Origin of the sequence: Ottowia thiooxydans DSM 14619, from assembly GCF_000422885.1 — a bacterium.
Lineage (GTDB): Bacteria > Pseudomonadota > Gammaproteobacteria > Burkholderiales > Burkholderiaceae_C > Ottowia > Ottowia thiooxydans.
In genome coordinates this window covers 47,711-64,247 of the sequence record NZ_AUGX01000036.1, presented here as the reverse complement: position 1 = coordinate 64,247, position 16,537 = coordinate 47,711, and the positions used below count along the sequence as shown (strand labels likewise).

Genomic DNA, 16,537 nt, shown 5'->3' with positions numbered 1-16,537 from the left:
GCGGCAGAACTCTCTTCTTTCGCTTCGCTCACTACGTTCAAACAGCTGCCGCAAGCTAGTTCTTGAAGCAAGAGCATCTTTCAGTGCTCTTGCCCGCCCCTTGCCCTGTGCTCCTCGGCACGGCCTCAAGGGGTGGGGAGCCTCACTCGGGCCATTGCTTCGCTCGGCCTTCGAATTATTAGTCTTTCCCCTTTTGGGGAAAGAAAAACCGGGACAACGTAGCGTTGCCTTAACCGCGTTTCCCACAGTAATGCGCAAACGTCGCAGGTGCGTAGTCGCGGATGTTGAAGCTGAACGCGGCCTCACGGAATTCCTTGGCCGCGTCGCCTTTGATCGAGAACTCGCATAGCGCAGGCACGTTGCCCAGGTCGCCGTTCAACCAGGTCTCGCGCTCTGGCCAGCGGCGTGTGGCGAGTTTCTCGAAGTTGTCGTAGATCTTCTGTGCATTCTCATGCAGCGCCTTTGAGAGCGGCGTGAGCCACTTGGCATCTTCCGGGCTCATGGCTGCAAAAGGCTTCACACGGCTCCATTGCTTGCCTAGTGCGTTATTGGTTTGCGCCACGGCACGGTCGAACACTTCCTTCATCTCGATGTCGGTCAGCGCCTGTGCAACCAGAATGGGTGCGGTCGCAATCCACTTGCCTGTGCGGTCGTCCACTGCCCAGTTGTCCTTGGCCATGATCTCAATCAACTGCTCCGCACGCAGGCTCTGCAGAACCGGCTTGGCCTCGGGTTTGGCCAGCCAGTCTGTCCAGCGTTTTTTCTCCTGCGCTGAAAGTGCTGCCCAGTCGGATTCGATGGATCGAACCCAGGGTTGAATGAAAAAACGGTTGAACAGCGGAATCTTATGAAAGCCTCGTGCGTCCTGAGCGATGAGAGATTGGAACGTGGCGTCCCATTCAATTTGGGTGAGTTCTTGCTTGGGCAGATCACACCTGGACACCACTGCCGCGCGACGTACTTGTTCGGTCAGGGTCGGCCAGAGTTGCACCACCATCACGCTATCGTTCTGCAAGGGTAGCAACGTGTTGAGAAGCGCAGATGGCTGTTGCGCGAAAGCTCCCATGCCAGGCACTCCGACCAGGACACAGGCTGCCAGTGCCGATTGGCCCACTTGACGGCGGCTCAAGTCGAAACCGCGTTCAGTGTGTGCGTTAAAGAAGTTCACATCGCCTCGTTCTCGGAATGATGGAGACGATTCTATGGTCCAGATTTTCAACGCGGCGCAGTCCGGTCTCGCTCTTTTGAGAATCTGCCCAATGGGATGCCAAACACTGCGCCAATGCCAAATAAGTCTCATCGGCGGCCAATCTCATATGGTCAGTTCACAACGACGGCCAATGTGCTCAGGGTGTCATTTCCGCGCTGAAATACTTAGATACTCAGGCCGCGTAGCGTTGCACAGCGCTCTCGTTCCAACTGATGCCTACGCCTGGCGTGTCGTCAAGAACGGCATGGCCGTTCTCGTACTGAACGGATCTGGCCAGAATGGGGCCTGCCAGGTCCATGCGCTCAAATATGTGCGCGGTGGGTGTCACCAGCATGAGGTGTGCGCTGAACTCCTCGAAGACGTGGCTGGACATGGGAATGCCATACACCTGCGCCAGCGCGGCGGCCTTCATCCATCCCGTTACGCCTCCTATCTTCATGGCGTCGGGCATTGCAAGGTCACAGGCACCTGCTTCCAGCGCGTTCTGCATATCGCCCGGGCCCCACCAGTTTTCGCCCATCTGGATGGGGGTACGCGTGCGGCGGCGAATTTCCGCGTAACCGCGCAGGTTCTCCTGAATGACAGGCTCCTCAATCCACCCAAGGTCCTCAGCTTCCAGAACATGGATGCGCCGAATCGCCTCCGGTACCGTGAGGCCCTGGTTGTAGTCGACAAGGATCTGGATGTTCGGGCCCACCGTGTTGCGCAGTGCGCGAATCATCTTGATATCTTCTTCCAATGTGGCGTGGCCGAGCTTTGTCTTGATCGCTTTGAAGCCCGCTTTCGCTGACCGCTCAGCCCGCTGGCAACCCAGTTCTATGCCATCCATGCTGTGGCTGTCGTAGGTGGGAATGGGTTTGCGCGTACCGCCCAAAACTTCCACTAACGGGCGTCCGAGGAACTGAGCGTGGGCATCCCACACAGCCATATCCAGGCCCGCGCAGGCGATCTGGTTCAAGCCGGTTTTGCCAATCAACCTGAGGCGAGACGAGAAGAGGGCGTCCAGGTCGGCGGGCGCCAGTGGCAGTCCCGTCAGCAGGCTTCCCAGTGAGCGCACCATTTCAAGGGTGGCCCGCAGTGCGAGCGGTGTGTAGGTGAACACATAGCTGCGGCCCACGATGCCCGCATTGGTTTTCAGATCGATAAGGACCAGAGGTGCCGTGTCTACGATACCCACGCTTGTCCTGACTGGAAACTCTAGAGGCACATTGACTGCGCGTGCTTCGATGGATTGAATGCAGGGGGCGGTCATTTCAGTTCTCCAAGGTGTTGAGCGCCACCCTCAGCGGATGAAACGCAGAAAATCAAAAGGCGGCTGAGCAAGCCGCAGGCGTTGCTCTGAATGAGCGTAGGAACATGAACACGGTCCTAGGCCTTGGGAGCGCCTCATATGCCGAGATAAGCCGAGCGGACGCGTTCGTCTGCTGCCAGCTCGCCAGCCGGGCCAGATAGCGCGATGCGCCCCGTCTCGAGTACGTACCCGTGATCTGCGATGGCGAGCGCGGCGCGTGCGTTCTGCTCCACCAGCAAGATGGGCACTCCGCTGTCCTTCAAGCGCTTGATGACCTGAAACACCTCTTTCACAAGAAGAGGCGCCAAGCCCATCGAGGGTTCATCCAGCAACAGCACCTTGGGGCGGCTCATGAGAGCCCGGCCCATGGCGAGCATCTGCTGCTGCCCTCCTGAGAGTTGCCAAGCCGCCTGGTCCTTCTTGGTTCGCAGGATGGGGAAAAGATTGAACATCTCTTCAATGCGATCCGGATCGGGCTTGTGGGTATAGCCACCCAGGCGCAGGTTGTCCAGCACCGAGAGCGGCCCAAACACCTGCCGGCCTTCCAGTACCTGGGCCAGGCCGCGACGAACCCGCGCTTCCGCTGCCAGGCGCGTGATCTCCTGCCCTAGCAACTCCACGGAGCCGCTTCGCGCTGTGATCAACCCGGAGAGGGTTCTGAGCAAGGTGGTTTTGCCCGCACCGTTGGCGCCTACGAGCGCTACCAACTGGCCAGCCTTCAACTCCAGATCAACCCCGCGCAAGGCTTCAATGCGCCCATAGCCGGAGGTCAAACCGGTGACCTTCAGAACGGTTGAGTTGCTCATGCGTCGACTCCCAGGTAGGCCGCGACCACGGCAGGGTTGTCGCGAACTTGCTCCGCCGTGCCTTCTGCGAGCTTCTTGCCTTGGTCCATCACCACGATATGGTCGGAGATCGACATCACCATCTTCATGTCGTGTTCCACCAGCAGCACGGTGGTGCCTCCCGATGCGATCTTGCGGATGAGCTCGCCGACGGCGTGGGTTTCGCTGTCGTTCAAGCCTGCTGCTGGTTCATCCAGGAGCAAAAGGCGGGGATTGGCGGCGAGCGCGCGGGCGATCTCCAGGCGTTTCAGCACCCCAAAGGAAAGCTGGGTGGCGTGGGCGTGGCGGGCGCTTTCCACGCCCACGTAATCCATCAGCTCGAAGGCGCGCGCTTCAAGTTTGCGGTCAGCGACACGCGTCAAGCCCAGAAGGCCTGACCAAAGCCCTGTGTTGGCGTGCAGATGCGCGCCGAGCATGACGTTTTCGCACGCGGTCATGTTCATGCAGATCTGCAAATTCTGGAAAGTTCGGCACATACCGCGGCGCGCCAGCTCTTCCGGTGGGAGGCCGTTGATCGGGGTGTTGTCCAGCAGTACTTCGCCTGAGCTAGGTTCATACACACCGCTGATCAGATTGAAAAGAGTGGTCTTGCCTGCGCCATTGGGGCCGATGACGGAGTGCACATGGCCGCTCTGTACGTCGAAGGAGACATTGTCAACAGCGGCCACTCCGCCGAAGCTCCTGGAAAGGGATTTGATAGCGAGCACTTATTTCCCCTTGTTCTTCTTGAGGCGCAGGGCAATCGATGGGACCAGGCCTTTGGGCATGAACATCATGGTGAGCATCAGCACCAGTCCAAACACAATGGCTTCGTAGCCATGAAGACCGCCCACGAGTTGAGGAAGCATGGTCAGCAGCGCGGCGCCCAGCACCGCGCCGAAAGTGCTGGACATTCCGCCCAGCACCACCATGGTGGCCAACTCCACCGAGTGCGCAAATGATGCGATCGACGGGCTGATGAACGCCAGATAGTGCCCGGTGAGGCTGCCCGATACCGTAGCGAAGACAGCAGAGGCGATGAACACGCGCACCTTGAATGCGCTCACGTCAACTCCCACTACCCGGGCCGCGTATTCAGAGCCATGGAGCCCGCGCAAAGCTCGGCCAGCGGGCGAGCCAAAGAGGTTGAGAGAGAGCACGATGGCCACGAATAGCAACGCTGCTACCAAGATGTACCAGTGGCCAAGTTTCACCAGCGCAAAGCTGCCAAAAGCCAGCGGTGGCACGGGCATGCCGTCGGGCCCGCCGGTCCAGTCCACTTCATTGATGAGCACGATATTGACAATCACGCCAAGGCCCAGCGTGGCCATGGTCAGCGAGTGACCTTTCAACCTGAGAATGGGCTTGGCGATCAACCAGGCGACGATGGCTGCACCCACTGCAGAGGCAGGGATCGAAAGCAAAGGCGGCCAGCCGAAGCGGGTCGCCACGATGGCGCTTCCATACGCACCAATGGCCACGAAGGCCGCATGCCCGATGCTGATCTGCCCGGCGAAGCCCATCAGCAGGTTGAGGCCAATCACGGCAATGGCGGCAAGGCCAATGCGGATCGCGATGTCGAGCATGAAGTTGTTCGGCAGCGCGAAGGGCAGGGCGATCAGCGCCAGCGCCGTCAGGATGAGTGGGAGGCGCTGGTTCATACGCGGTCCGTTTTGCGTGATCCAAACAAGCCATGAGGCATCACGAGCAGCAACAAAATGATGAGCACGAAAGGCACTGCATCCTTGTAGGCTGACGAGATGTAGCCCGCCACCAGTGCCTCCAGAATGCCAACGAGAAGACCACCCACGACGGCGCCCACACCGCTGCCCAGGCCGCCCAGGGTGGCCGCCACGAAACCCTTCATCCCGAGCATGAGGCCAATGTCATACACCGTGGTGGTGATAGGGGCAGACACCACTCCGGCCACCGCGCCCAGCAGTGCGGAGAGGCCGAACGAGAGCTGAAGCACGCGCTTGGCGGGAATGCCCACAGCCATGGCGGCCATGCGGTTGGCGGCTACTGCCAACATGGCTTTGCCCGTCAACGTGCCCTTGAAGAAAATCGCGCAACCCACCACCAAAACTGCCGCCGTGCCTAGCACCCAAAGCGCCTGCGGCAACACGTAGGCACCCAGGATCTGCAGAGGTGCGTCGCCCGTCCACGGAGGAAGAACCTGCTGGTTCTTGCCCAAGGTCACCTGAACCACACCCTGTATGAAGATCGAAGCCCCAATGGTGATGATGATGAGCGTCACCACATCCGCGTTGCCAGCGGGCTGTATCGCTAATCGGTAGAGCAGCACGCCCACCAGCACCGTGACGGCGATGCCAATGGCAATCGAGCCGCTAAGCGCCATGCCCTTGGTGAGAAGTGTGGCGGTGAGCATGGCCGACAGCATCAGAAAATCGCCCTGAGCGAAGTTAATGACACCGCTGGAGTTGTAGATCAGTGAGAAACCCAGGGCTGCAAGCGCGTAGACCGCGCCTGTTGTCAGGCCCGAGAAAAGGAACTGTGGGAGGTCAGACATTTTTTTGTACGTGAAGCGGTTGAATGTCGGAAATGCGTGAAGCTCCTAGGAGCGTCATCGTTCTGCTGATTTCCTCGATGAAAAGACGCAAGGTGGCTGCAACGCCGGCTTCGCCGTTCGCGGCAAGGCCCCAGATGGCAGGCCGGCCTACAAAGGCTGCCGTGGCGCCAAGCGCGATCGCTTTGACCACATCGCTCCCCCTGCGGAATCCACCGTCAATGAAGATGGGTACCCGTCCATCCAGGGCTTGGGCGATCGCCGGGAGTGCGGAGATCGTTGAAGGCACGCAGTCGAGCTGACGCCCTCCATGGTTGGAGACGATGACGCCGTCTACTCCATGCGCGAGCGCCCGTTTCGCATCCTCCGGGTGCAGCAGGCCTTTCACCAGCAGCGGGCCATCCCAGAGGCTGCGCAGCCACTTGAGCGATTCCCAGGTCAGGCTACGGTCCATCGTTCTTGCGAGCAGCGCAGCTTGCAACTGAGGCGACGTAGGTCCTGTGCCATCCGCGAGATTGACGAAGCCCGGTGACCCTGCGAACGCCATGGAGAGCGACCACGCGGGGTGAGTCACCAGATCAGCCAGGGTGCGCACTCCCGGGCGGAATGGCAGCTTGAACCGGTTGCGCAGATCCCGCTCCCGCATACCGCTTACAGGCACGTCCACGGTCAGAACAAGCGCGCCATACCCCGCGTTCTTCGCCCGGCGCACCATCTGCTCGGCGATCGCGCGGTCTGACATGACATAAAGCTGCAGCCACTGCGTACCAACGGCCGCGCCAGAACGCACATGCTCCAGGCGCTCATTTGATGCGGTGGACAGCACAAAAGGGAGCCTGCAAGAAGCTGCCGCACGTGCCAACATGGCGTCCCCTCCGGGGCGCACAAGACCGGCGAAGCCCACTGGCGCGATGCCCACGGGAGCCGCCCACCGCTGACCAAACACCTCAATGGACACGTCTTGCTCCGTCGTATCCCGCAAGCACGTGGGCAGCAGGTGAAGCGAGCGCAGGTCTGTCTCGTTGCGGACGATGCATTGCTCGTCCTCGGCTGCCCCGTCCACATAGTCGAAGACGAAGCGGGGCAGCCGGGAGCGCGCGCGCGTCCGGAAATCAGCAGTCCGGAGCATCATGGAAAATCAGCGGACTTCTTTGAAGGCGCCGTTCACAATCTCCACCATTCGGAAGGCTGAATTGTCCAGGCCCATGTGGTCCTGCGCAGTCATCGAGTAGATGCCGCTCACACCCACGAAACCTTTCGTGGTTTCAATCGCCGCCCGGACTTTCGCCTTGTCGGTGCCACCTGCGCGCTTGATGGCATCTACCGCCAGGTAAAGCGCGTCGTGCGCGTATCCGCCAAAGGTGGAAACGTCAGATTTGAACTTCGTTTCGTAGTTGGTCGCGTAGTCCACGCTCACCTTGCGCTGTGGATCGTTGGCGGGCAAGGCCTTGGCGATCAGCAGGGCGGGAGAGGGCATGCGTACCCCTTCCGAAGCCTTGCCTGCAATGCGCACGAATTCCAGCGAGGCCTGGCCGTGGGTGGTGTAGAGCGGTTGCTTGATCGCAAGTTGTTGGTAGTTGCGCGCAATGATCGCGGGAGCCTGGCCGGTACCGAAGAGCAAGATAGCCTGTGCAGAAGATGACTTTGCGCGCGTCAACTGCGGCGTCATGTCGGTGTCTTTCTCGCCGTAGGTCTGGTCTTCCACGACCTTCATACCCAGTGCTTCGGCGGCCTTCAGTGTCTCGGTGCGGCCTGATTTTCCGAAGCCGCCGGTGTCAGACAGAAGCGCGAACTGCGTGAAGCCGCGCTTTTTCATGTCTTCCAGCACCTTGTAGGCCGCCATGCGGTCTGAGTGAGGCATCTTGAAGACGAAGGGCTTTACCGGTTCCACGATCACGGAAGCCGCAGCCAGCGAGATGTTGGGGATCTTGGCGGCATCGATCTGCGGCACCATCGCCATGGTTGAGCCGGTGCTTGATGCGCCCAGGATGATGTCCACCTCGTCCTGGATGATCAGTCGGCGCGCAAAGGCATTGGCCTTGTTCGCGTCACTGGCATCGTCGTACAAGACAAGGCTCAGCTTGCGGCCCAGTACGCCACCTTCCGCATTGATCTTGGCCACGTAATACTCCAGCGTCTTCTGCTGGGGATCGCCCAGGAAAGACGCCGGGCCAGTGGCGGACACGATTGCACCGATCTTGATGGGGCCGTCTGCGGCGATCGCAGCAGTAGCCAGGGATGCCAGTGCGATGCCAGCGATGAAGGTTCTGCGATTATTTTTCATGGTTGTCTCCTTTGAATCGTGAGGGTGGGGAACTAGTTGGAAGGCTTTCGTCTGATGATTTGTATAGGTCGCACAATCGGCAGCCCCACAGCCGCTGAGAGTTGGCGGCCTTCTGGGTCGGCCAGCGCGGCCACGCGTGCTGCTTTTACTTTTTCCGCTGAGGCGCCTTCGGCGACCTGCTTCAGGATCAAATCCAGATTGCGGTGGCCTCGGCGGCTGGTCTCGCCATAACCTTTGACAAGATTGCCGCACAGCGCAATCTCAAGTCCCAGAGGGGCGGGCGTGGCGGTTTCCACCGCAGCGAGCCAGAGTTCAATCGCGGCTTGCTCCTCCACATAACGGGACATGTGCCGTCGCAGCGGGCGCAAGCTTCTCAGTCCGCAGAGCATGAGGAAGCCACGAATGGTGTCGGTGCGGATATACATGCCGCGGTGCCACTGACGGCCAGCTGCCTTGCGGCGTAACCACGCCGCCAGCGTGGGGGGCAAAACGGAGGCGATCTCGTCCAGACCTGGTTTAAGAAACTCGGTCATCCGGATGGGTTCTCCCACTCGGGCGCCCACTTCGCGTCGCACACGTTGCAGGCGTTCTCGCCGGGTCTTGAGCTGGGCGACGCGAATGACATCTTCATACGACATCCACAGCGCCAGATACCTGGCGGCTTCAACGGCAGCCGCCAGGCCAGTCTCGGTCCCTTCGGCTTTGCTGACGAGCCGCTGCACACGATCCAGGTAAAAATCGGCGTAGCGCTCGTCCTGAAAATCAGTGGTCAGCGCTACCCCAGCGGTCGCCACTTCATGCAATGCTGGCGGCAGCATGGCGACCCGCGGCGAAACGGCAGGCTTGGCCTGCACCGTGGCATTGAGCTTGTCGGCAGCGGTCAGACGGCCTTGCGCGGCATCGAACCCAGCTGCGAAACCGCGCAGGCTGGCCTCCACAGCCTTGCCGGAGCGGCGGATGGCCTCTTCGCACGCGGTGCGGTCAAAAGGCAGAACACCCGAGCTCGCCATGGCTCCAAACATCACGGTGTTGATGACGGTGCCATTGCTTTGCGCGAGGGTGCGCATGTCGAATATCACGGCGCGGCGGCTGCGTTGGTTCGCTGCATCCACGATGCGGTCACTGTTGTAGCGGCCATCGCCCATGGCAGACTTCTCAGAGACCGCGTACTCTCGGTGCGTGGAGGTCACCAGCGTGGTCCGCTCGGGATCCACATAGCCTGCCTGAATGGAGCGCCCGGCTTCTACGAGTTCGGAGGCGGCCACAAGATCCAGCTGGCCCGGTGTGGGCGTCAGCGACATCACAGGCTCACGGCCGCCCAGTTCATGGCGCGGGCAGGGGTAGATCTCCACGTAGTACGTGGTGGCCCCGGTGCGCTGCGCCACCCCTGGCACGGAAGTGCTTTGCACGGGGTAACCGGCGTGCGTGGCAGCGTCTATCAGCCAATCGGCCAGCACGCCACCGCCTTCACCGCCGAGCGCGGCCACGAGAATGCAAACCGGGCGCGTCATGCCGCAAGCCTCTCAAGTACTGCACCGCGCACGCGCGCCATAAAGCGCTCGAACCGCGTAGCGTTCTGCACCACCTCCGCCTTGTAAAACGAGGGGCACAGCACGGCGGCATGCGCGTTTTCACCGCAGAGTCCACAGCCCACGCATCCGTTGTTTACCGTAGCCACCGGGTCCACGCGCAATGGACTGGGATTGGGCTTGATAGTGAGGGAAGGGCAACCTGATAGGCGGATGCAAGAGTGATCGCCTGTGCACACATCGTCGTCGATGCCGAACCGCGTTCGCACCACGCGCTCGCCGTCTTTCAGCTTTTGCGCCACTTGCGGTTTGGTCCGGCGCTGGCGCTCGAGCTGGCACTCACCATCCGCCAGAATCACCTTTAGCCCGCCTTCGGAAGTGGTCATCGCTTCGCGCAGGGTCTCTACCATTTCTTCAACGCGGTAGCTGCTGACCGTGCGGATCCACTTCACACCCACGCCTCGCATGGCTTTCTCAATGTCGAGGGTCAGTGGCTTTGCGGCTGGATGTGTCGGTGAAGATGGAATGGCCTGTGTACCGGTGGCCGAGGTGTAACCGTTCTTCAGGATGACCAACACGGAGTCCTGCCCGTTGTAGACGGCGTTGACTACGCCGCTGGTGAACCCGTTGTGCCAGAAGCCGCCGTCACCCATGATGCTGATGGTGCGGTTGGGTAGCAGTGCCCCAATGCCTGAAGAGCTGGCCAGGCCCAAGCCATAACCTAACACCGTGCTCCCCACGTTGAACGGAGGCAGTGTGCCGAAGGTATGGCAGCCGATATCGGCATTCACATGCACGTTGCCAATCTCCGTTTGCAACTGTTTGATAGCGGAGAAAACCGGGCGCTCCGGGCAGCCAATACAGAAACCTGGAGGGCGGGTGGGCACTGGAGAACCCAGCGCTTCCTTGGAACGCTCTTTGGCATCTTTCATTGCATTGGCGGCAGCGATGGCCTGGCGCGTATCCAAGCCTTCGGGCGCTGCTTTTTCCAGAAAGCGTGCAATGGCCGGCATCAGGACTTCACCGGTGTATTCACCGGCCATTGGCAGGATGCCTTTGCCGTGCATGATGGTCGCTGCGTTCGCACGGCGCAGCGCGGCTTGCAATGACTCTTCTATGTAATTGGGCTGGCTTTCCTCCACCATCAGTACGGCGCGTTTGCCGCTGCAAAACTCAAGGAACTCATCCGGCACGAGCGGGTACACCACATTGAGCACGTACAGCGGCACACGTGAAACTCCGAATGAATCGGCCAGGCCCAGCTGCTGAAGCGCGCGGATGACACCGTTGTAGAGCCCGCCCTGGACCACGATGCCCACATCACTCAGATCGCCATCGAAGTGCTCATTGAGCTTGTGCTCTCGGATGAACTTCACTGCGGCGGGCCAACGCTCTTCCACCTTTTGACGCTCGTGTTCATAGATGGAAGGAGGAAGGTTGATCCGCGAGTAATCGAAAATCGGCGCTTCAATAGGCGCCCGGGTCGAGATTTTGGGACCTCGGTTGTCCTTGCATTCAAAGGTGCCGTGTACGTGGCAGGCGCGAATGCGCAGTTGCATCATCACGGGGGTATTGCTGGCCTCGGAGAGATCGAAGCTCTGCTCTACCGAATTCACAATCGATGTGAGATTTGGCCGGGGGTCCATGAGCCACATCTGCGACTTCATCGCAAACGCATGGGTGCGCTCCTGGATGATGCTGGAGCCTTCGCCGTAGTCCTCGCCCAGAATGACCAGCGCTCCCCCCTTCACGCCAGCCGAAGCCAGGTTGGAAAGCGCGTCGGAAGCCACGTTGGTACCCACGGTGCTTTTCCAGGTCACAGCGCCACGTACGGGGTAGTTAATAGAGGCGCCCAGCATGGCTGCAGCCCCGGCTTCAGAGGCATTGGCCTCGAAATAGATACCCAAGTCGCCCAACAGGTCGCGCGAATCGCCCAGGACATCAATCAGATGGGAAACCGGTGCGCCCTGATAGCCGCCGATGTAGCTCACACCGGATTGCAGCAGCGCCTTGGTCACAGCCAGAATGCCTTCGCCGTGGAAGGTCTGGCCTTTTCCGAGTGCGAGCGACCGAACCTCTCCGGCAAATGAGCGCTCCATTTTTTTGTCTCCTGCTTTTTATTTCGTGGGTAAAACCTAGAAACGGCAGTTGACCGCTTGTGATCCTCGTGAAAGCCGCATGCGGAGTAGCTTTTTTGCTCCGATGACAACCTGCTCTGGCGCGTCCAACTGTCGTTTCTAGGTTTAAGCGAATGCTATGTTCGACCTTTCATTCTTCCTATCGATACAATGTCTGTTACATATCGATAGAATCTATGAGCGATCAAGCGCCACTCTTTGACCTCAATCTCATTCGCGCTTTCGTGGCCATCTACGAGACCCGCAGCGTGACGCAGGCAGCGGAGCGCCTGGGGCTGACGCAGCCCACCGTGAGCCACGCGCTTTCCCGGTTGCGGCAGTTCTACGGAGATCGGCTATTTGCACGTGGCGCGCATGGGTTGATCCCGTCTGCGGCCGCTGAGCGGCTCTTTGAGCAGGTCAACGTTGCGCTTTCGGCCATAGAGGGCACGTTCGAAGCCCAGCAGGGGTTTGATCCCGGCAGCTCCACGCGGCGCTTTCGCATCGCCACCTCAGACATCGGTGCGCTGTTTTTCATTCCTCCGCTGCTGAGGCACCTTCAGACCGTCGCGCCGAAGCTGCAGGCCGAGTTTGTGCAGCTGTCAGATACCGTGATGGAGGAGCTTTCGACCGGCGCGCTGGACCTTGCCTTGGGAAATCTTCCAAATCTGCACCAACACACGCGGGAAGCCCATGTTTTCACCGAGCGCTACGTCTGCCTCGTATCTGAAGAGCACCCCATGGCGCACGGCATACTGGAACTCGCAGACTTCATGCGGGCGCGCCACGTGATGGTGTCGTCGCCCAACTCGGGGCACGCCCTTATTGAAGGAGCGCTTGCGCAACGCGGCATCCGGCGCAACATCGTGGCGCTGGTGCCTCAGTTTTCAGTTTTGCCCAGTTTGGTGGAAGGCAGCGACCTGATGGTCATCCTGCCGGAGCGCGTAGCCGGGCTCTTTGCCAGCCAGAGAAAGCTTAAGAAAGTCGAAATCCCCGTGGCCTTGCCAGATTTTGAAGTGCGGGTTCACTGGCATGCACGGGCTGAAAGCTCTCCAGCCCATCGCTGGCTGCGTGAAGAGGTGATCAAGACCCTGAGCAAGCTCTGAAGTCCATGCAACAACCTGACTCGCGGTGAGCGAGCCGCGAGCCGGGGGAAGAAACCAGTTGGTTCAGAGCCCCATCACCTCACTCTGTGCGTGCGCAGAGCAAACACAGTAGCCCCCATCAACGCCAGGCACAACAGCAGCTTCTCCCACGCGCCATCAAACAAGGGAACAGCAGCAATTTTTGTGGCCACCAGGTCGACCGGGTTGACCGGGTCCACTGGGATGATGACGGCGGCCTCCACCGTGATGCTGAAAGTCTGCTCCAGCGTCGGAACTGTGGGCCCGGCCTTCAGCAAGGTCACCTCAGGCACCGTGCTGTCAGAGATGGAGACCGTGAAGGTTTGCGTCTCGGTCAGAGTCGGCGTACCGGTGATGAGGATAGAAGCGCCGTCTGGGGACATGGCCGCACTCAGACCAGCAGGTAACTGGCCGGAACTGATAGTGAAGTGGTAGGGCGCAGCGCCTCCCGCAGGTGTGATGCTGGCGCCATAGCTTTGGCCAACTCTGCCGTTGGGTAAGTTCGCGCCCCCTGGCAGGTTCACACTGACCACCGGCGCCACCGGCACCGTGGTGCCGGTATTGGCACCTGGGCCCGCGGTGGTGTTGACCTGCACCGTGAAGTTGTACGGCGTGCCATTGGCCAGCCCGGTGATGGTGCAGGTCGTGGCCGGCGCATCAGGAAGTGCGGCCGAAGTGCTGCAGGTGCCGGCCACCTGCGGCGGGTTTCCGGTGGTGTAAGCCGTCGCGGTGTAACCCGTGACGGTGCTGCCAATCACATGAGCGGGTGCCGTCCAACTGAGGGTGACCTGCCCATCACCGGTGATGAAACTCAAGGAAGTAGGTGCATCAGCCGTGGCGTTGGGTGTGACAGGTGCGCTGAATGGCGAGGCCGCGCCTTCGCCCACTGCGTTGGTCGCGCTGACTGTAAACACGTAGGAGGTGTCGTTGACCAATCCAGTGACAACGCATTGAGGGCTAGCGCAAGACTCTTGGCGTGCGACGATCATCGTATTGGTAGTCGCATAGGCTCTCACCAAATATCCCGTCACCGGAGCACCACCATCATCAGCAGGTGCCGCAAAGCTCACGAGTGCGGCGGCATTGCCTGCCTTGGGTACGACGCTGCCGGGGGCATGCGCGACCAGCGGGCCTTTCATCAACACGGCATTGGAGGCAATTCCATTGACAAAGGCGGTCACTGAATACCAACCCGCATAGGCTTGTAGAGGCTGCAGGGGCAAGGCTGTGGAGGTATATGAAGTTGCCGTAGAGCGAGCAGGGGTCAACCAGCTTACTGCGTCACTATCGAGTCGTCGCAACTGCATCAGGGGCAGATTGCTTGCTGAGGTACTGGCGCTACCACCACTGGCTTCGCTATCACCGTGTAGCAGGATGCCGGCCAGTACGACGCTGCTGCCTGGGGTCAGCACGTTGCCCCCAGGCGCGTTGAGCACGGGGATACGTGCTTGAGGAACATCCGCCGCACTTGAGAAGACTTCCGCAATGTTGACAGGACCTGAGTTGCCGACCCCTCCCGCGAGCAGCACCTTGCCATTGGTTAGTAGCGTGGCCGTATGCCTGTACCTCTCTGTCCTAGAGCTGGAGCTCGCTGCACCCCAGCTATCGCTCGCAGGGTCATACACGCGCGGATAAGGGATCTTATTGGCACTGTCGATTCCCCCCGCGATCAACACCTTACCGTTGGGCAGCAGCGTTGCGGTATGCAGTTGCGAAGCCACCGTCAGATCGGCCGCTGCATTCCAAGCATTGCTCGCCGGGTTATACACCCGCGCACTAGTGAGAGTGCCGTTGTTGCCGACCCCCCCCGCGATCAGTACCTTGCCATTGGGTAGCAGCGTCGCCGTGTGCGCTTGCCGAGCCGTCATCATGCCCCTCGCCGCGCTCCAGCTATTGCTCGCCGGGCTATATAGATCCGCGCTATCGAGATAACCAAGGGAGCTGTTGTCGCCTCCCGCGATCAGCACCTTGCCATTGGGCAGCAGCGTCGCCGTGTGATATGCCCGAGCCTCCGTCAGGTTGCCCGTTGCGCTCCAGCTATTGCTCGCTGGGTCATACACTTCCGCGTTATCGAGATAGCGCGTGCTGATCCCTCCCGCGATCAGCACCTTGCCATTGGGTAGTAGTGTGGCCGTGTGCCTGGACCGAACCGTCGTCATGCTACCGGCTGAGCTCCAGCTGTTGCTAGCCGGGTCATACAACTCCGCACTTGCGAGAATGCCGCCGTTGCCCACTCCCCCCGCGACCAGTACTTTGCCATCGGGCAGCAGCGTCGCAGTGTGCATCTGCCTAGCCGTCGTCAGGCTGCCCGTTGCGCTCCAACTGCTGTTCGCTGGGTCGTAGACCTCCGCACTCGCGAGATAAGGGCCGCTGCCGGACCCCCCCGGAGACCCTCCCGCGACCAGCACCTTGCCATTGGACAGCAGCGTCGCTGTGGGCCAGGACCTAATCGTGAGCATGGTGCCCGCATCGCTCCATTTATTGCTCACTGGGTTACCGTCATACACCTCTGTGCTCGCGAGATAAACCGTGTTGATCCCTCCTGCGATCAGCACCTTGCCATCGGGTAGCAGCGTCGCTGTGTGCGAACCCCTGGCTGCCGACAGGCTTTCCGCTGAAGACCAGTAATTGAGCCATGGAACATACTGCTGAGCGCTTGCGAGGGCCCCGCCACTGCCGAGACCCCCCGCGATCAGCACCCGGCCACTTGGCAGTAGAGTCGCCGTGTGCGAGTACGTGGCCGTCATGCCGGTCGCGGCGCTCCAGCTATTGGCCGCCGGGTCATACACCTGCGCGCTCGCGAGCGCGCCGCCGCTGTCCCGACCTCCTGCGATCAGTACCTTTCCCTCGTGCAGCAGCGTCGCCGTGTGCGAGTACCTGGCGGTCAGATTGCTCGCCTCGCTCCAGCTATTGCTTGCCGGGTCATACACCTGGGCACTCGCCAGAGCATTGCCGTTGGTGTCCTGTCCCCCGGTGATCAGCACCTTGCCATTGGGCAGCAACGTCGCTGTGTGCGCGTACCTGGCCGTCAGGCTGGATGTCGTGCTCCAGCTGTCGCTGGCCGGGTCATACATCTGGGCACTCACCAGGGCATTGCCGTTGGCGCCTTGCCCCCCCGCGACCAGCACCTTGCCACTGGGCAGCAACGTCGCCGTGTGCGAGTACCTAGCCGTCAGGCTGGGGGTCGCGCTCCAGCTGTCGCTGGCCGGGTCATACATCTGGGCACTTGCTAAAGCATTGCCGTGGGCGTCTTGCCCTCCAGCAAGCAGTACCCTGCCATTGGGCAGCAGCGTCGCCGTGTGATATGTCCGAGCCGTTGTCAGCTCGCCCTCAGCGCTCCAGCTATTGCTTGCTGGGTCATACACCTGCAAACTTGTGAGCGCACCGCTGCTGCCGAGGCCCCCCGCGATCAGCACTTTCCCATTGGGCAGCAACGTTGCGGTGTGCGAGTGCCGAGGCGTGGTCAGGTTGCTCGCTGCGTGCCATGTTTGCGCTTGCGCCTGCGCGGCCCACAACGTACAGGCCATCAGCATTACGGCCATGAGTATTTGCTTGTCTGACAAGACAAACTTGCTGAAAACTTCCCAAAGTCGCGGGAGCCTGCCGGTTACATGTTTGCCGAGGCCGGAGC

The 16,537-nt window shown here is 60.7% G+C and carries 12 protein-coding genes; 1 reads left to right on the top strand and 11 read right to left on the bottom strand.

Annotated elements, in window-relative coordinates; all coding sequences use genetic code 11:
- Nucleotides 1–229 precede the first annotated feature (229 nt).
- The 10 genes from G518_RS0121770 to G518_RS0121725 all read right to left on the bottom strand — a co-directional run bounded on the left by G518_RS0121770 (nt 230) and on the right by G518_RS0121725 (nt 11,764).
- On the bottom strand, nt 230–1,168 hold the full coding sequence (locus G518_RS0121770; RefSeq protein WP_169457988.1) for a hypothetical protein: 939 nt from the start codon (nt 1,166–1,168) through the stop codon (nt 230–232).
- Between the two features lie 214 nt (nt 1,169–1,382).
- Nucleotides 1,383–2,462, bottom strand: a complete 1,080-nt coding sequence (locus tag G518_RS0121765; protein WP_028604346.1) for an enolase C-terminal domain-like protein — start codon at nt 2,460–2,462, stop codon at nt 1,383–1,385.
- Nucleotides 2,463–2,596: 134 nt separating this feature from the next.
- Nucleotides 2,597–3,307, bottom strand: coding sequence for an ABC transporter ATP-binding protein (locus G518_RS0121760; protein WP_028604345.1), 711 nt, complete (start codon nt 3,305–3,307; stop codon nt 2,597–2,599).
- Nucleotides 3,304–4,053, bottom strand: coding sequence for an ABC transporter ATP-binding protein (locus G518_RS0121755; protein ID WP_028604344.1), 750 nt, complete (start codon nt 4,051–4,053; stop codon nt 3,304–3,306). The genes G518_RS0121760 and G518_RS0121755 overlap by 4 nt, the downstream gene beginning before the upstream one ends.
- Nucleotides 4,054–4,986 (bottom strand): branched-chain amino acid ABC transporter permease, encoded by a 933-nt coding sequence (locus G518_RS0121750; protein WP_028604343.1) that lies wholly within the window; start codon nt 4,984–4,986, stop codon nt 4,054–4,056. It abuts the gene before it with no gap.
- Complete coding sequence (locus G518_RS0121745) at nt 4,983–5,855, bottom strand: branched-chain amino acid ABC transporter permease (RefSeq protein WP_028604342.1); 873 nt, start codon at nt 5,853–5,855, stop codon at nt 4,983–4,985. The genes G518_RS0121750 and G518_RS0121745 overlap by 4 nt, the downstream gene beginning before the upstream one ends.
- Nucleotides 5,848–6,984 carry an alpha-hydroxy acid oxidase gene (locus tag G518_RS0121740; RefSeq protein ID WP_028604341.1) on the bottom strand — a complete coding sequence of 379 codons (1,137 nt, stop codon included), beginning with the start codon at nt 6,982–6,984 and terminating at the stop codon, nt 5,848–5,850. The genes G518_RS0121745 and G518_RS0121740 overlap by 8 nt, the downstream gene beginning before the upstream one ends.
- A gap of 6 nt (nt 6,985–6,990) precedes the next feature.
- Entirely contained in the window at nt 6,991–8,136 is a 1,146-nt protein-coding gene (locus G518_RS0121735) for an ABC transporter substrate-binding protein (RefSeq protein ID WP_028604340.1), read from the bottom strand.
- Between the two features lie 32 nt (nt 8,137–8,168).
- Entirely contained in the window at nt 8,169–9,647 is a 1,479-nt protein-coding gene (locus G518_RS0121730) for an indolepyruvate oxidoreductase subunit beta family protein (RefSeq protein WP_028604339.1), read from the bottom strand.
- Nucleotides 9,644–11,764 carry a thiamine pyrophosphate-dependent enzyme gene (locus G518_RS0121725; protein WP_028604338.1) on the bottom strand — a complete coding sequence of 707 codons (2,121 nt, stop codon included), beginning with the start codon at nt 11,762–11,764 and terminating at the stop codon, nt 9,644–9,646. Before G518_RS0121725 ends, G518_RS0121730 begins: the two co-directional genes overlap by 4 nt.
- Nucleotides 11,765–11,979: 215 nt before the next feature.
- Between G518_RS0121725 and G518_RS0121720 the strand changes: the two genes are divergently transcribed.
- Nucleotides 11,980–12,888, top strand: coding sequence for a LysR family transcriptional regulator (locus G518_RS0121720; protein ID WP_036595587.1), 909 nt, complete (start codon nt 11,980–11,982; stop codon nt 12,886–12,888).
- Nucleotides 12,889–12,962: 74 nt separating this feature from the next.
- On the opposite strand, the gene G518_RS38700 is transcribed toward G518_RS0121720, so the two are convergent.
- Nucleotides 12,963–16,448: a Kelch repeat-containing protein gene (locus G518_RS38700; RefSeq protein WP_051237229.1), complete on the bottom strand. Its 3,486-nt coding sequence runs from the start codon at nt 16,446–16,448 to the stop codon at nt 12,963–12,965.
- Nucleotides 16,449–16,537 lie beyond the last annotated feature (89 nt).

What these genes read in the sequence shown, in the direction of transcription:
- G518_RS0121765 (WP_028604346.1), bottom strand. Translation starts at nt 2,462, where the DNA reads ATGACCGCCCCCTGCATTCAATCCATCGAAGCACGCGCAGTCAATGTG.
- G518_RS0121760 (WP_028604345.1), bottom strand. Translation starts at nt 3,307, where the DNA reads ATGAGCAACTCAACCGTTCTGAAGGTCACCGGTTTGACCTCCGGCTAT.
- G518_RS0121750 (WP_028604343.1), bottom strand. Translation starts at nt 4,986, where the DNA reads ATGAACCAGCGCCTCCCACTCATCCTGACGGCGCTGGCGCTGATCGCC.
- G518_RS0121745 (WP_028604342.1), bottom strand. Translation starts at nt 5,855, where the DNA reads ATGTCTGACCTCCCACAGTTCCTTTTCTCGGGCCTGACAACAGGCGCG.
- G518_RS0121740 (WP_028604341.1), bottom strand. Translation starts at nt 6,984, where the DNA reads ATGATGCTCCGGACTGCTGATTTCCGGACGCGCGCGCGCTCCCGGCTG.
- G518_RS0121735 (WP_028604340.1), bottom strand. Translation starts at nt 8,136, where the DNA reads ATGAAAAATAATCGCAGAACCTTCATCGCTGGCATCGCACTGGCATCC.
- G518_RS0121730 (WP_028604339.1), bottom strand. Translation starts at nt 9,647, where the DNA reads ATGACGCGCCCGGTTTGCATTCTCGTGGCCGCGCTCGGCGGTGAAGGC.
- G518_RS0121725 (WP_028604338.1), bottom strand. Translation starts at nt 11,764, where the DNA reads ATGGAGCGCTCATTTGCCGGAGAGGTTCGGTCGCTCGCACTCGGAAAA.
- G518_RS0121720 (WP_036595587.1), top strand. Translation starts at nt 11,980, where the DNA reads ATGAGCGATCAAGCGCCACTCTTTGACCTCAATCTCATTCGCGCTTTC.
- G518_RS38700 (WP_051237229.1), bottom strand. Translation starts at nt 16,448, where the DNA reads ATGGCCGTAATGCTGATGGCCTGTACGTTGTGGGCCGCGCAGGCGCAA.